Source organism: Pseudomonas sp. NFPP28 (assembly GCF_900115535.1).
Lineage (GTDB): Bacteria > Pseudomonadota > Gammaproteobacteria > Pseudomonadales > Pseudomonadaceae > Aquipseudomonas > Aquipseudomonas extremorientalis.
The window spans coordinates 16,781-31,776 of sequence record NZ_FOWT01000006.1; the positions used below are offsets into that span (position 1 = coordinate 16,781).

Genomic DNA, 14,996 nt, shown 5'->3' on the forward strand with positions numbered 1-14,996 from the left:
GAGATTTGCACATCTATACTCCAAAAACAGTCCGAACGCCTCATTTCCCAAGGCGGTTACGCGCCTTGTCTCTGCATAAATATAAGATTGGAGACCACATGAACGCATCTGCCGATATTTCCGTGCAACAGGTCAAGTTGCTGATCAACGGCGAGTGGGTCGAGTCCAAGACCACCGAGTGGCAAGACATCGTCAACCCGGCCACCCAAGAGGTGCTGGCCAAAGTCCCGTTCGCAACTGCCGATGAAGTCAACGCTGCCATCGATGCTGCCCACCGCGCCTTCCAGACCTGGAAGCTGACGCCGATCGGCGCGCGCATGCGCATCATGCTCAAGCTGCAAGCCTTGATCCGCGAACATTCCAAGCGCATCGCCGTGGTCCTCAGCAACGAGCAGGGCAAGACCATTGCCGATGCCGAAGGCGATATTTTCCGTGGCCTGGAAGTGGTGGAACACGCCTGCTCCATCGGCACCCTGCAAATGGGCGAGTTTGCTGAAAACGTCGCTGGTGGCGTCGACACCTACACCCTGCGCCAACCCATCGGCGTGTGCGCCGGTATCACCCCGTTCAACTTCCCGGCGATGATTCCGCTGTGGATGTTCCCGATGGCGATCGCCTGCGGGAACACCTTCGTCCTCAAGCCCTCCGAGCAGGACCCGCTGTCGACCATGCTGCTCGTCGAGCTGGCGCTGGAAGCTGGCGTGCCGGCTGGCGTGCTCAACGTGGTGCACGGCGGCAAGGACGTGGTGGATGCACTGTGCACCCACAAAGACATCAAGGCTGTGTCCTTCGTGGGCTCGACCGCCGTGGGCACTCACGTCTACGACTTGGCCGGCAAACACGGCAAGCGTGTGCAGTCGATGATGGGCGCCAAGAACCACGCCGTGGTGCTGCCGGATGCCAACCGTGAACACACCCTCAATGCCCTGGTCGGTGCGGGTTTCGGTGCGGCGGGCCAACGTTGCATGGCCACTTCGGTGGTGGTGCTGGTGGGCGCGTCCAAGCAATGGCTGCCGGACCTGAAAGCGCTGGCGCAAAAGCTCAAGGTCAATGCGGGGAGCGAAGCCGGCACCGATGTCGGCCCGGTGATTTCCAAGCGTGCCAAGGCACGCATTCTGGAGCTGATCGAAAGCGGTGTGAAAGAGGGCGCCAAGCTGGAGCTGGATGGCCGCGACATCAAGGTGCCGGGCTTCGAGCAAGGCAACTTTGTCGGCCCGACGCTGTTCTCGGGCGTGACCACCGACATGCAGATCTATACCCAGGAAATCTTCGGCCCGGTGCTGGTGGTGCTGGAAGTGGCGACCCTCGATGAGGCCATCGCCCTGGTCAACGCCAACCCGTTCGGCAACGGTACCGGCCTGTTCACCCAGAGCGGCGCGGCGGCGCGCAAGTTCCAGAGCGAAATCGATGTAGGCCAGGTCGGCATCAACATCCCGATCCCGGTGCCGGTGCCGTTCTTCAGCTTCACCGGTTCCCGTGGTTCCAAGCTTGGCGACCTCGGCCCATATGGCAAGCAAGTGGTGCAGTTCTACACCCAGACCAAGACCGTCACCAGCCGCTGGTTCGACGACGACTCGGTCAACGATGGCGTCAACACCACCATCAACCTGCGCTGATTCCGGGAGACGACCATGAAGATTGCATTTATCGGCTTGGGCAACATGGGCGCTCCCATGGCCCGCAACCTGATCAAGGCCGGCCATGCGCTGAACCTGTTTGACCTGAACCAGGCGGTGCTCAAGGAACTGGCCGAGCTGGGTGGCAACATCAGCGATTCGCCGCGTGATGCGGCCACCGGCGCTGAGCTGGTGATCACCATGCTGCCCGCCGCCGCCCATGTGCGCAGCGTCTGGCTGAATGAAGACGGTGTACTTGCCGGCATCGGCAAAGGCGTACCGGCGGTGGATTGCAGCACCATTGACCCGCAGACCATCCGCGACGTAGCGGCTGTGGCGGCCGAACAAGGTGTGGCCGTAGCCGACGCCCCGGTCTCCGGCGGCACGGGCGGCGCCGCAGCCGGGACGCTGACCTTCATGGTCGGCGCCACCCCGGAACTGTTCGCCACCCTGCAACCGGTGCTGGCGCAGATGGGCCGCAACATCGTGCACTGCGGTGAGGTGGGCACGGGGCAAATCGCCAAGATCTGCAACAACTTGTTGTTGGGGATCAGCATGGTCGGCGTCAGCGAAGCCATGGCGCTGGGCGACGCGCTGGGCATCGACACCCAGGTACTGGCCGGCATCATCAACAGCTCCACCGGACGTTGCTGGAGTTCCGATACCTACAACCCATGGCCGGGGGTGATCGAAACCGCACCGTCGTCCCGTGGTTATACCGGTGGGTTTGGGGCTGACCTGATGCTCAAGGACCTGGGCCTGGCTACTGAGGCTGCACGTCAGGCCAAGCAACCCGTGATTCTGGGCGCTGTGGCCCAGCAGTTGTATCAATCGATGAGCCAGCGTGGGGAAGGGGGCAAGGACTTCTCGGCGATTATCAATAGCTATCGCAAGCCCAAGTAGGGGCGGTTCCGGGAGCCTGCTAATAGTGGGCTCCCGGGTTTTTGCGGCTCAAGCAAACACAAAATATTTACGCACCGTCTCGACCACTTCCCACGTCCCCTTCATCCCCGGTTCCACCACGAAGATATCCCCAGCTCGCAAGTGAATCGGCTCCAGGCCTTCCGGCGTGATGATGCAGTAGCCTTCCTGGAAGTGGCAGTATTCCCACTTCACGTAGTCCACGTACCACTTGCCCGGGGTGCAGATCCAGGTGCCCATGATCTTGCTGCCGTCTTCGCTGGTGTAGGCGTTGAGGTTGACGGTGTGCGGGTCGCCTTCGAGTTTTTCCCATTTGCACGCGTCCAGGACCGGCAGGGGATGAGTGTCGCGCAGTACGGTGATGGGCTTGGACATGATGACTCCGAGGAAGGGAATGGAAGGATGCACCCTAAGGCCTAGGGCGTTGCGTCAGTGGTCTGAACTCGACATCGGGATGCCCAGAAGCGCAGCGGTGTGATGATCCGGAAATTACCGCGAACCCCTGTGGGAGCCGGGCTTGCCCGCGATAGCGGAGTGTCAGGCTATGAAGATGCAAGCAGTGCCACCGTCATCGCGGGCAAGCCCGGCTCCCACAGGGCACGGTGACGCATCCGGACGATATATTTGTGCGATTTCTCGTCCGTTCTTCGCAGTAAGTGCGAAAGATTTCCCGCTTCACGCCAGAATTCGCAAGAAAATTCGCAGCCGGCCCTCGTATCATTCACCCCAGTAACCGCCGAGAGCCTTGAAATGAACCCAATAAAAACGTGGTGGGATATCAGCCCGCCCTTGAGTACGGCGACCCCGACCTGGCCGGGGGATACGCCGTTCCAGGAAGAGCGCGTGTGGCAGTTGGGCCCGGAGTGTCCAGTGAATGTCGGACGCATTACCTTGTCGCCGCACACCGGCGCCCACGTGGATGCGCCGCTGCATTACAGCGCGGACGGCGTGGCCATTGGTGAGGTGTCGTTGGATGTGTACATGGGGCCTTGCCGCGTGCTGCATTGCCTGGACAGCGGTGCGCTTATACAGCCGCACCAACTTCAAGGCCGTGTGGATAACTTGCCGGAGCGCGTGTTACTGCGTACTTATCCACAAGCGCCGCTGACCGAATGGGATTCGAATTTCACCGCCATCGCCCCGCATACCATCGAGCTGCTCGCCAGCCTCGGAGTGCGCTTGATCGGCATCGATACGCCCTCGCTGGACCCGCAGCAGTCCAAGACCATGGATTCCCACAACGCCGTGGCGCGCCATGGCATGGCGATTCTCGAAGGCATCGTGCTCGATGACGTCCCCGAGGGCGATTACGAACTGATCGCCCTGCCGCTGCGCTTTGCCAACCTCGACGCGAGCCCTGTCCGCGCCATTCTCCGCCCGCTCAAGGAGCCCACGCGATGAGCCAATGTCCCTTCTCTGTTGACTATCAGCCGCCCGAAGAATGGCATAACGCCGAACTGAATTTTTCCGAGTCTATGAGCTACGGCGATTACCTGGACCTGGGCAAAGTCCTCAGCGCCCAGCACCCGCTGTCGCCGGACCACAACGAAATGCTCTTTATCATCCAGCACCAGACCTCGGAGCTGTGGATGAAGCTGATGCTCCACGAACTCAAGGCCGCCCGCGAACATGTACGCCTGGGCGAGCTGCCACCGGCGTTCAAGATGCTGGCGCGGGTGTCGCGGATCTTCGATCAGCTGGTGCACGCCTGGGCCGTGCTGGCGACAATGACGCCGTCGGAATACAAAGCGATCCGCCCGTTCCTGGGGCAGTCGTCGGGGTTCCAGTCATTCCAGTACCGCGAGATCGAATTTATCCTCGGCAATAAAAGCGCGGCGCTGTTGCGGCCCCATGCCCATCGGCCGGAACTGTTGAACGAGTTGAAAGTGGCAATTGCCACGCCGTCGCTGTATGACGAGGCGATCAACCTGATGATCAAGGCGGGCCTGGCGATTGATCCAAAGCGGGCCGAGCGCGACCCGACGGCGGCGACGGTTCACGATGAGTCCGTGGAGGCGGCGTGGCGTGAGGTGTACCGCGACCCGAAGCGTTACTGGGATTTGTATCAGTTGGCCGAGAAGTTTATCGACCTGGAGGATTCGTTCCGTCAGTGGCGTTTCCGCCATGTGACGACGGTGGAGCGGATTATCGGCTTCCAGCCGGGCACGGGTGGCACGGAAGGTGTGGGGTATTTGCGCAAGATGCTCGATACCGTGCTGTTCCCAGAACTGTGGCGAGTACGTTCCACGCTGTAAACAAAATGTGGGAGGGGGCTTGCCCCCGATGGCAGTGTCAGTCAGTACATCGGGTACTGATAGACCGCTATCGGGGGCAAGCCCCCTCCCACAGGCATCACTGCGCGTTGACTATCGCGTGACTTCTGCGAACCCGCAGCCGATAGGCAATGTAGATAATCCCCACCCACACCGGCATCGCATACACCGACTCGCTGATGCCTGGAATCGCCAGCATCACGCTGATGATCATCACCATGAACGCCAGGCACAGGTAGTTGCTGAACGGGAACCAGAAGGTCTTGAACGACGGCGTCAGGCCCTGTTCGCCCATGGCCTTGCGGAACTTGATGTGGGTGATGCTGATCAGCGCCCAGTTGATCATCAGCGAGGCAACCACCAGCGCGAACAGCAACTCCAGGGCGCTCTTCGGTGCGACGTAGTTGACCACCACGCACAGCATCGTCACCAGGGCCGAAATCGCCAGGGCGCGGATCGGCACGCCTTGCTTGTTCAGCTTCATCAGCGACTTGGGCGCATCGCCTTGCTCGGCCAGGCCGAACAGCATGCGGCTGTTGCAGTACACGCCGCTGTTGTACACCGACAGCGCCGCGGTCAGCACCACGAAGTTGAGAATGTGGGCGGCGGTGTCGTTACCGATCAGCGAGAAGATCTGCACGAATGGGCTGCCGCTGTAGGCATCGCCCGACGCGCCGAGGGTTTGCAGCAGTTGGTCCCATGGGTAGAGCGACAACAGCACGGTCAATGCGCCGACGTAGAAAATCAGGATGCGGTACACCACCTGGTTGATCGCTTTCGGGATGACCTTGCGCGGTTCGCTGGCTTCGGCGGCGGTGATGCCCACCAACTCCAGGCCACCGAAGGAGAACATGATGAACGCCATGGACATCAACAGCCCCATGCCGCCATTGGGGAAGAACCCGCCGTGGCTCCACAGGTTGCTGACTGACGCCTGCGGGCCGCCGGTGCCGCTGAACAGCAGGTAGCAACCGAGCACGATCATGCCGACAATCGCCACCACCTTGATGATCGCGAACCAGAACTCGGCTTCACCGAAGAACTTCACGTTGAGGGTGTTGATCAGGTTCACCGCCACGAAGAACACCAGCGCGCTGACCCAGGTCGGGATCTGCGGCCACCAGAACTGGATGTACTTGCCCACCGCCGTCAGTTCGGCCATGCCCACCAGCACGTAGAGTACCCAGTAGTTCCAGCCGGCCAGGAAGCCTGCGTAGCCGCCCCAGTATTTGTGAGCGAAGTGGCTGAAGGAACCGGCCACCGGCTCTTCGACGATCATCTCGCCAAGCTGGCGCATGATCAGGAATGCGATAAAACCGGCAATCGCGTAGCCCAGGATCATCGACGGCCCCGCCGACTTGAGTACCCCGGCCGAGCCGAGGAACAACCCCGTGCCGATCGCCCCTCCCAAGGCGATCAACTGAATGTGCCGGTTCTTCAGGCCACGCTTGAGGCCCACCGGGTTAACCATGTCATCCGCCATTAACATTCCCTTCTACTTGTTTTTCTCAGGGTGGAGTGCACGCCGCATCTACCCCTCAGAAGTGCTGAGGGTCAGATATTACTCTGCGTGAACTTTTCGTAATACAGCTGAACGCCATCAAGTGCCTGATCCGCCAGCCATTGTTGGACGGATTCGACCATTGGAGGGGGGCCGCACAGGTACATATCCGCCGATCTGTCCCGCCATTCGGCCAGGTCGAAATGCTCGGTGAGGTAACCGCGCTTGCCGGGCCATTCGTCCGAGGGCGCGCTGAGCACTTCGGTGTAGCGAAAGTCCGGGATTTTCGCGGCGTAGGCCTGGATGCGCGCCGCTTCGCACAAGTCTTCTGCGCCACGTACGCCGTAGTACAGGTGCACGGGCTGGTCGCAGCCGTTGGCGGCCAGTTCATCGAGCATGCCCAGCAACGCCGATAACCCGGTGCCGCCCGCCACCAGCACCAAGGGTTTGCAGACGTGCCGCAGGTAGAAAGCGCCGAGGGGTGCTTCCATCACCAGTTCATCACCCACCTGGCAACGCTCGCGCAGGTAGTTGCTCATCACCCCATCCGGCAGCAGGCGCACCAGGAATTGCAATTGATTGCCCGGAAGGTTGGCGAAGGAATACGAGCGCCAACTGTCCGTGCCAGGCACCGACAGGCGTGCATATTGGCCCGGCAGGAAATCCAGTGCCTGATCCAACTGCACCTGCAGGATCGCCGTGCTGGCCGACACCTGCTCCACCGCGCTCACGGTGCCCTTGACCTGAACCGGCCCCGGCGCATTGCACAGGCTCGAATCAAAGTCGAAGTAGAACGTCGCATCGGACTTCACCCGCGTCTGGCAACTGAGCATCTTGCGCTGTTGCAGGTCGAGGTTGGACAGGGCCTCTTCGTCGACATAATCCTGGCTGTACTCGCCGGATTCGCAACGGCCCTGGCAAGTGCCGCACACGCCTTCACGGCAATCCAGCGGGATCTTGATGCCGTTGCGCAGTGCTGCATCCAGCAGGATTTCATTGGCGCCGACGGGGAAGAACAGCGTCTTGCCGTCGGCAAAACTGAACGCCACTTTGTGATTCATGTGTTGCTCTCCGCATATTTATAACGTGCGCATAACTTGTGGCGAGCGGGCTTGCCCCGCTTTGGGCTGCGAAGCGGCCCCAATAAGACCACCGCATTTTTCCAGCTGATAACCCGGTGTCTTCCAGAGGGGCCGCTACGCAGCCCAACGCGGGGCAAGCCCGCTCGCCACAAGAAGCCCGGTTGCCACAAACCCCTGTGCCATAAAAGGTCGCTGCTAGAGGTGATAGAAATCCAGCACCGAGTTAATGGTGTCGTTGAGCAGCAGCGCATGCTTGCGGGTGATCAACCAGCTGTCGCCTTCCGGTTTGAGGGTATAGGTGGCGTGGCCGTAAAACTGCTCCGACGTGGCCAGGCGATAGAACAGCGTGTGCCAATTCAGTCGCACCTCCAGCGTGCCATCCGCCTGCTCGGCAACGCGCACGTTGTTGATCATGTGCAGCGTGCGCGGCATCGGTGTGGCCGACGCCGCCTTGCCGGTGCGCAAACGGAACACGCGGTCTTCCAGGCCCGAACGGTTCGCGTAGTAGATCAGCGACATTTCGCGCTTGGGGTCGCGGGTGTAGACGTGTTCCGAGTCCCACTGCGGCAAGTGGAACTCACTCTGCGGGTCGAACAACTGCACATAGGCGTCCCAGTCCTGGGCGTCGCACAGCTCGGACTTGCGGTAGAAGAACTGTTCGATGCGGTACTGCAATGGGGCATTCATCATTTCACCTCCCGCAGTTTCAGCGCTTGTTGATCGAGGCCGTTGAGCAGGAACTGCTGCCAGTTGCGGTGCTGGTTCACGTAGAGGCCTTCATGGGTGAATTCTGTGCCGGTCATGGCCGGCTGGATGCCGATGGCTTCGCTGTTCGGCGTAGGCCCGGTTGCCCAGCGGTGGCTGCCGCGTGAGATGTCGCTCCAGCGTTCAAGCCGGCCTTGGAACCCGCGCTGGGCTTCGCGGAACTCCACCAGGTCATCCGGCGTGCCCATGCCCGACACGTTGAAGAAGTCTTCGAACTGGCGGATGCGGTTCTCGCGATCGGCGTCGGACTCGCCCTTGACCCCCAGGCATTGGCTGATGATCTCGGTCTTGTTCCACGCCACCGGGCGGATGATGCGCAGCTGCGAGCTGATCTGGTCGAGGAAGAACAGGCTCGGGTAGATATTCAGGTTGCGCAGGCGGTGCATCATCCACTCGGCCTTCTGCTGGCCGTGCTCCCGCACCAGGCGCGGCATGATGGTGGCGTAGCCGGAGCGCACGCTGGGGTTGGGCATGTCGCTGAACAGCACACTGTGGCCATTGTGGAAGGCGAACCAGCCGTCATCGGTATTGGCGTCGCCGGCGCCGAGTTTGCTGTAGTCCAGGGTGCTGCCGGCCCCTGTGCCGTTCTCGGTGTTCACCTGCTGGCGATGCTGCACGGTGGCCACATAGTTGTAGTGCACGGTGCTGACGTGATAACCGTCCAGGCCGTTTTCGTTCTGCAGCTTCCAGTTGCCGTCGTAGGTGTAGGCGGATTTGCCCGGCAGTACTTCCAGTTCGCCGGTGGCGGACTGCGCGACCATCATGTCGAAGAACACTTTGGCGTCGCCGAGGAAATCCTCCAGGCTGTCGCTGCCATTTACGTCCAGGCTGATAAACACAAAGCCCTTGTAGCTCTCGATGCGCGCCTTTTTCAGGCCGCGCGTGGCCTTGTCGAAACCGTCCGGGTATTCCCCCGGCGCCTTGACCTTCACCAGCCGGCCATCGCTCTTGTAGCACCAGGCATGGAACGGGCAGGTGAACGTGGATTGGTTGCCTTTGCCGACCCGCGTCAGCGTGGTGCCGCGGTGCTGGCAGGCGTTGATCAACGCATTGAGGCGGCCTTCGCCATCGCGGGTGATGATCATCGGCTGGCGCCCGGCGCGCAGGGTCACGAAGTCGTGGTTGTTGGCCAGTTCGCTTTCGTGGCAGGCGTAGATCCAGTTCTTTTCGAAGATCAGTTCCATCTCCAGATCGAACAGTTCCGGCTCGGTGAACATGTCGCGGGCGATGCGGAATACTTCATCCACCGGGCGAAAGTCCAGGCAACCTTCGATAAACGTTTTCCACTGCTCGACGCTTCTTGCACCACTCATGGGAGGCACCTTTTTGATAGGGGCTGATCGGTGGTTTATTAGAGGCAGCGCGGCAGGACGCGGGCTATCCGCTTAGTGGGGGAACCTGCGCCGGATAATTGGGCAGCAAATACCCAACCCGGTGCGCAGCGGTGACGGGATGCGCTACTGTCTTGCAGGGCAGTGGTCGCAAAAGCCGGGGTCTTATCCACTTAGTCGACCCTTGCTATCCACCCGCTGGCCATTGCGCCGGCGTGGCGCATTAATTGCTGTCGAACAACAACGACGCGCCGCCAGAGCGCGCAACAGCCTAACCGCCGTGGGTGCACCCTGATGAGCAGCCAAACGATTCAACGCTTCGACCTGGAAGGCGCCCGCAGCTGGATGTCGGGCATTTGCGGGCCCCATCGCCTGGCCACCAATACGCCGGAGCGCCTGCGCTTTCACCACAGCGCCAACGTGTTCAAGTCCCGCGCCACCACCCTGGGGGTGATCGAGTACGGCACCGACGTGACCATCGACATCGAAGACGCCGAGCATTTCAGCAGCTACAGCCTGAGCCTGCCGCTGGTGGGCGAACAGGAGTTGAGCAAGAACGGTGAGCGCCTGAGTTCCAACCGCGACCAGGGCGTGATCATCTCGCCCAATGAGCATCAGGTGCTGGCGATCTCCGGCGATTGCCGAAAGTTGCAGGTGGTGATCACGCGGGCGGCGATGAGTGAATCGCTGGAAGGTTTGCTGCAACGGCCGATTGAGGCGCCGCTGCGCTTTGAGTCGGTGATGGACGCAGTGGACGGCGCTTCGGCGTCGTGGTGGCGCATGGCGCGCTACTTCATCGCCGAGCTTGAGCATGGCAGCGAGTTATACGAGCAGGCCGCTTTTACCCGCGACCTGGAAAGCTCGCTGATCAAGGGCCTGATCCTGGCCCAGCCGAACAACTACTCCGAAGAACTGCGCGATGTCCTGGGCGTGAAACTGCCGCATTATCTGATCCGTGCGCGGCAGTACATCCATGACAACGCTCGGGAAGCGGTGCACCTGGAGGACCTGGAGGCCGCTGCGGGGGTGTCGCGGTTCAAGCTGTTCGATGCCTTTCGCAAATACTTTGCGCTGTCGCCGATGGCCTATTTGAAGAAATACCGGCTGGGCGTCGTGCGCCAGGAAATCCTTGAACACGGCTCTACCCGTACCATCTCTGAGATCGCCCTGGGCTGGGGCTTTACCCACCTGGGGCGGTTTTCGGCGGAGTATCGAAAATTGTTCGACGAGTCCCCTAGCCAAACCCTGCAGCGCAAGCGCCTGCGCAGCCTTTGAATACAATGAAGATCCAAATGTGGGAGCTGGCTTGCCTGCGATAGCGATGTGTCAGTCAGCTGATGTGCCAGCTGACCCACCGCTATCGCAGGCAAGCCAGCTCCCACAGGGGTTTGTAGTGTTTGGGATAAATCAGATGAGCTCTTCCACCAGTTGCAGGCAATGATTCAGCCCTGGCGACTGGTCATTCAACCGTCGGCTGAGGATGATCGGCGAGGTCGCCGTGGCCTCCACCACCGGCGTGTAGCCGATGTCCGCGCGGTGCAGCACTTGCACCGAGGCGGGCACCAGCGTCACGCCCATGCCGGCGCCGACCAGGCCAATGGCGGTCTGCAACTCGTTGGTCCACTGCGCCACCTTGAGGCTCAAGCCATGGGCGTCGAACAGCGCGATCACATGGTCGGCGTAGCTGGGGCGTGGGTTGCCGGGGTAGAGCACAAAAGGTTCGGCGGCCAGTTGGGCGAGGGTGGCGGGCGCATCGAGCAACGGGTGACCGGCAGGCAGCACGGCGACCAGCCGGTCCTCCACCAGCACGCGCTGGACGATGGCCGGGTCATCGATGCGAATTCGCCCGAACCCCACGTCGATGCGCCCGGCCTTGAGCGCTTCGACCTGCTGCAAAGTGGTCATCTCCGACAGCCCCAACTCCAGCTCCAGCGCCTCATGGGTACGCAATCGGCGGATCAATTCGGGCAGCACGCCGTATAGGGTCGACGGCGCAAAACCGATGCCCAGCCATGTCTTCTCGCCCTGGCCGATACGCCGGGTGTTGTCACAGACCTTGTTCAATTGCTCCAGCAGCACGTTGGCGTGTTCATAAAAAAAACGCCCGGCCTCGGTCAGCCGCAGCGGTCGGCCACGTTCAAGCAAAATGACGCCCAGTTCATCCTCCAATTGCTGGATCTGCCGACTCAATGGCGGCTGGGCGATGTGCAGGCGTTCGGCGGCGCGGGTGAAGTTGAGGGTCTCTCCCAGCACCTGGAAGTAGCGCAGGTGACGCAGTTCCATGACGGCTCCTTTCATACCTTCAGGGTATTGTGCGAGACCCATTCTATATTGGAAGCCTTGAAAAATACGGCACAGAATCGGCTAAAACCTATAAAGAACCCAACGGGTATAGCCATGCCGATTTGCGCCATCGAGTCGATCGACACGATCATCGTCGACCTCCCCACCATTCGCCCGCACAAGCTGGCGATGCACACCCTGCAAAACCAGACCCTGGTGATCATCCGCCTGCGCTGCGCCGACGGTATCGAAGGCATCGGCGAAGCCACCACCATTGGCGGCTTGAGCTATGGCAATGAAAGCCCCGACAGCATCAAGGTCAACATCGACCGCCACTTCGCGCCGCTGCTGATCGGCCAGGACGCCAGTAATATCAACGCTGCCATGTTGCGCCTGGAGCGCAGCATCCGTGGCAACACCTTTGCCAAGTCCGGTATCGAAAGCGCGTTGCTCGACGCTCTCGGCAAACGCCTGCACCTGCCGGTCAGCGAACTGCTCGGTGGGCGTGTGCGCGACGCGCTGCCGGTGGCCTGGACCCTGGCCAGCGGCAACACCGAGCAGGACATTGCCGAGGCCGAAAAGATGCTCGACCTGCGCCGCCACCGCCTCTTCAAGTTGAAGATCGGCGCCGGTGAGGTCAGCCAGGACCTGGCCCATGTGATCGCGATCAAAAAGGCCCTGGGCGACCGCGCCAGCGTGCGCGTCGACGTCAACCAGGCCTGGGACGAAGCGGTGGCACTGCGGGCGTGCCAGGTGCTCGGCGACAACGGCATCGACCTGATCGAACAGCCCATCTCGCGCAATAACCGTGGCGGCATGGCACGGCTCAACCTGTCGAGCCCGGCGCCGATCATGGCGGATGAATCCATCGAGTGCGTCGAGGACGCGTTCAACCTGGCCCGCGAAGGCGCGGCGTCGGTGTTCGCCCTCAAGATCGCCAAGAACGGCGGCCCACGTGCCGTGCTGCGCACCGCCGCGATTGCCGAAGCGGCGGGTATCGGCCTGTACGGCGGCACCATGCTCGAAGGCGGCATCGGCACCCTGGCGTCGGCGCATGCCTTCCTTACGCTGAACAAACTGGCGTGGGGCACCGAGCTGTTCGGCCCGTTGCTGCTTACCGAAGACATCCTCACCGAGCCGCCGGTGTACCGCGACTTCCAGCTGCATATCTCCACCGCACCGGGCCTGGGCCTGGCCATCGATGAAGAGCGCCTGGCGTTCTTGCGTCGTGACAAACACTAAGAGGCGCCTGCCATGTTGTTCCACGTAAAAATGACCGTGAACCTGCCGCTCGACATGAACCCCGAGCGCGCAGCCCGCCTCAAGGCCGATGAAAAGGCGCTGGCGCAGCGCCTGCAACAGGAAGGCAAATGGCGTCACCTGTGGCGCATCGCCGGGCACTACGCCAACTACAGCGTGTTCGATGTCGACAGCGTGCAGGCGCTGCATGACCTGCTGATGCAACTGCCGCTGTTCCCCTATATGGCCATCGAAGTGAACGCCCTGTGCCGGCACCCGTCGTCGATCCATGACGACGACCGCTAGGCCGGTTTCCAGACCAATAACTACAAGATGAGGAATGCACCATGTCCATCCGACTGTCCCAGACTGCCCATGCCCAACAGTTTCTCGAAGAAGCCAGCGGCAACCTCAACGACGCTGGCAACCCGCGCACCAAGGCGCTGATCTACCGGATCCTGCGCGACACCGTGAACATCATCGAAGACCTGGAAGTGACCCCGGAAGAGTTCTGGAAGGCGGTCAACTACCTCAACGAGCTGGGCAAGCACCAGGAAGCCGGATTGCTCGCCGCCGGGCTGGGCCTTGAGCATTACCTGGATTTGCTGATGGACGCTGCCGACGAGGAAGCCGGCAAATCCGGCGGCACGCCGCGCACCATTGAAGGCCCGCTGTATGTGGCCGGGGCGCCGTTGAGCAAGTACGAGGCGCGGCTGGATGATGGCAAGGACGATGCGGTGCCGCTGTTCATGCGCGGGCAGGTGCGCGATACCAACGGCAAACCGCTGGCCGGGGCGATTGTGGACGTGTGGCAGGCCAATACGGGCGGTACTTACTCGTGGTTCGACCCGACGCAATCGGAGTTCAACCTGCGCCGACGCATCGAGACCGATGCCCAGGGCAACTACCGGTTCCGCAGTATCGTGCCGTCGGGCTACGGTTGCCCACCGACCGGGCCGACCCAGCAACTGCTGGATCAGCTCGGGCGCCACGGGCAGCGGCCGGCGCATATCCACTTCTTTATTTCGGCGCCGGGGCACCGGCACCTGACCACGCAGATCAACCTGTCGGATGACCCGTACCTGCATGACGACTTTGCCTATGCGACGCGGGATGAGTTGATCGCCGAGATTCGCTTCTGCGACGACCCGCAACTGGCGCGGGAGTTTGGCGTGGAGGGGCGGTTTGCGCAGATTGATTTTGACTTTGCGTTGCAGGTAGCGGATGCGCCGGTAGAACAAAAGCGCATGCAACGCGTGCGTGCCCTCGAAGATTAAACGCGATTCAAAATGTGGGAGGGGGCTTGCCCCCGATGGCGGCGGTGAAGCCAATATATTAATTGGCTGAACCATTGCTATCGGGGGCAAGCCCCCTCCCACAGGGTATTGTGGTGGCGTGGTTATTTGCGTACCACCAAGTCCAGCACCTCATCCCGATCCTTGATCTTCTGCAACACAATCTCCGAACGGATATCCATCACCCCCGCCGTGCGGTTCAGATGGTTCACGATAAAGTCCGAAAAGTGCTTGAGGTTGCGCGCCTGCACCCGCAGCACATAGTTGCTGGCGCCAGTGATCACGTAGGCGCTGGCGACCTCCGGCCAGCCCTGCACCTTCTTGATGAACGTCTCGTGCCAATCCTCCACATCCTGGCGCAACGACAGGTGCACGATGGCCTCCAGCTCAATCCCCAACTGCTCCGCATTCAGCACCGCACGGTAACCGCTGATGATGCCCTCGCTCTCCAGCAGGCGCAGACGGCGCAGGCACGCGGACGGCGACAGCGCGACTTTTTCGGCCAGTTCCTGGTTGCTGATGCGGCCATCCTGCTGCAGGAAATGCAGGAGGCGCAGGTCGGTGGCGTCGAGAATCATGGTTAGAATAAATCCGCGTGTTTGGGGGTTAAATTCGAATTTCCTACAGCTTAATTAGCCTGTTGCCCGCCACTTTGCACGAAAATTCTCTAAAAGTTCGTTCATTATTTGG

Annotated in this window: 15 protein-coding genes; 8 read left to right on the top strand and 7 right to left on the bottom strand. The window is 61.3% G+C overall.

Translation table 11 applies throughout. From position 1 onward, the window contains the following. Positions 1-98 precede the first annotated feature (98 nt). Complete coding sequence (locus BM110_RS16445) at positions 99-1,616, top strand: CoA-acylating methylmalonate-semialdehyde dehydrogenase (RefSeq protein ID WP_092249453.1); 1,518 nt, start codon at positions 99-101, stop codon at positions 1,614-1,616. A 15-nt stretch (positions 1,617-1,631) separates the two neighbouring features. Continuing rightward, entirely contained in the window at positions 1,632-2,519 is an 888-nt protein-coding gene (mmsB, locus tag BM110_RS16450; RefSeq protein ID WP_093513842.1) for a 3-hydroxyisobutyrate dehydrogenase, read from the top strand. Between the two features lie 48 nt (positions 2,520-2,567). Here mmsB and BM110_RS16455 read toward each other — a convergent pair whose 3' ends face one another. Further along, the gene (locus BM110_RS16455; RefSeq protein ID WP_010206533.1) at positions 2,568-2,912 is read right to left on the bottom strand and encodes a cupin domain-containing protein; all 345 of its coding nucleotides are present in this window, start codon (positions 2,910-2,912) and stop codon (positions 2,568-2,570) included. A 375-nt stretch (positions 2,913-3,287) separates the two neighbouring features. On the opposite strand from BM110_RS16455, the gene kynB reads away from it, so the two are divergent. Then, positions 3,288-3,938 (top strand): arylformamidase, encoded by a 651-nt coding sequence (gene kynB / locus BM110_RS16460; protein ID WP_093513843.1) that lies wholly within the window; start codon positions 3,288-3,290, stop codon positions 3,936-3,938. Then, positions 3,935-4,792, top strand: a complete 858-nt coding sequence (gene kynA, locus BM110_RS16465) for a tryptophan 2,3-dioxygenase (RefSeq protein WP_092249444.1) — start codon at positions 3,935-3,937, stop codon at positions 4,790-4,792. Before kynB ends, kynA begins: the two co-directional genes overlap by 4 nt. Before the next feature lie 97 nt (positions 4,793-4,889). On the opposite strand, the gene BM110_RS16470 is transcribed toward kynA, so the two are convergent. The 4 genes from BM110_RS16470 to antA all read right to left on the bottom strand — a co-directional run bounded on the left by BM110_RS16470 (position 4,890) and on the right by antA (position 9,471). Then, positions 4,890-6,293, bottom strand: coding sequence for an amino acid permease (locus BM110_RS16470; RefSeq protein WP_071489153.1), 1,404 nt, complete (start codon positions 6,291-6,293; stop codon positions 4,890-4,892). A gap of 71 nt (positions 6,294-6,364) precedes the next feature. Then, positions 6,365-7,372 (bottom strand): anthranilate 1,2-dioxygenase electron transfer component AntC, encoded by a 1,008-nt coding sequence (gene antC / locus BM110_RS16475; RefSeq protein ID WP_092249438.1) that lies wholly within the window; start codon positions 7,370-7,372, stop codon positions 6,365-6,367. A gap of 216 nt (positions 7,373-7,588) precedes the next feature. Beyond that, positions 7,589-8,080, bottom strand: a complete 492-nt coding sequence (gene antB / locus BM110_RS16480) for an anthranilate 1,2-dioxygenase small subunit (protein WP_092249435.1) — start codon at positions 8,078-8,080, stop codon at positions 7,589-7,591. After that, a complete protein-coding gene (gene antA / locus BM110_RS16485; protein ID WP_093513844.1) occupies positions 8,080-9,471 on the bottom strand; it encodes an anthranilate 1,2-dioxygenase large subunit in 1,392 nt (463 codons plus the stop codon). Before antA ends, antB begins: the two co-directional genes overlap by 1 nt. Positions 9,472-9,783: 312 nt before the next feature. On the opposite strand from antA, the gene BM110_RS16490 reads away from it, so the two are divergent. Continuing rightward, the gene (locus BM110_RS16490) at positions 9,784-10,764 is read left to right on the top strand and encodes an AraC family transcriptional regulator (RefSeq protein WP_071489157.1); all 981 of its coding nucleotides are present in this window, start codon (positions 9,784-9,786) and stop codon (positions 10,762-10,764) included. Between the two features lie 132 nt (positions 10,765-10,896). On the opposite strand, the gene BM110_RS16495 is transcribed toward BM110_RS16490, so the two are convergent. Next, the gene (locus BM110_RS16495; RefSeq protein ID WP_093513845.1) at positions 10,897-11,772 is read right to left on the bottom strand and encodes a LysR family transcriptional regulator; all 876 of its coding nucleotides are present in this window, start codon (positions 11,770-11,772) and stop codon (positions 10,897-10,899) included. Positions 11,773-11,886: 114 nt separating this feature from the next. On the opposite strand from BM110_RS16495, the gene BM110_RS16500 reads away from it, so the two are divergent. The 3 genes from BM110_RS16500 to catA are packed head-to-tail and all read left to right on the top strand — an operon-like array spanning position 11,887 to position 14,288. After that, positions 11,887-13,014 carry a muconate cycloisomerase family protein gene (locus tag BM110_RS16500; RefSeq protein WP_093513846.1) on the top strand — a complete coding sequence of 376 codons (1,128 nt, stop codon included), beginning with the start codon at positions 11,887-11,889 and terminating at the stop codon, positions 13,012-13,014. 12 nt (positions 13,015-13,026) lie between these two features. Further along, complete coding sequence (gene catC, locus BM110_RS16505) at positions 13,027-13,317, top strand: muconolactone Delta-isomerase (protein WP_071489159.1); 291 nt, start codon at positions 13,027-13,029, stop codon at positions 13,315-13,317. Between the two features lie 41 nt (positions 13,318-13,358). Further along, complete coding sequence (catA, locus tag BM110_RS16510; protein WP_071489160.1) at positions 13,359-14,288, top strand: catechol 1,2-dioxygenase; 930 nt, start codon at positions 13,359-13,361, stop codon at positions 14,286-14,288. Between the two features lie 122 nt (positions 14,289-14,410). Here catA and BM110_RS16515 read toward each other — a convergent pair whose 3' ends face one another. Continuing rightward, positions 14,411-14,884, bottom strand: a complete 474-nt coding sequence (locus BM110_RS16515; protein WP_003176072.1) for an Lrp/AsnC family transcriptional regulator — start codon at positions 14,882-14,884, stop codon at positions 14,411-14,413. Positions 14,885-14,996: the final 112 nt, after the last annotated feature.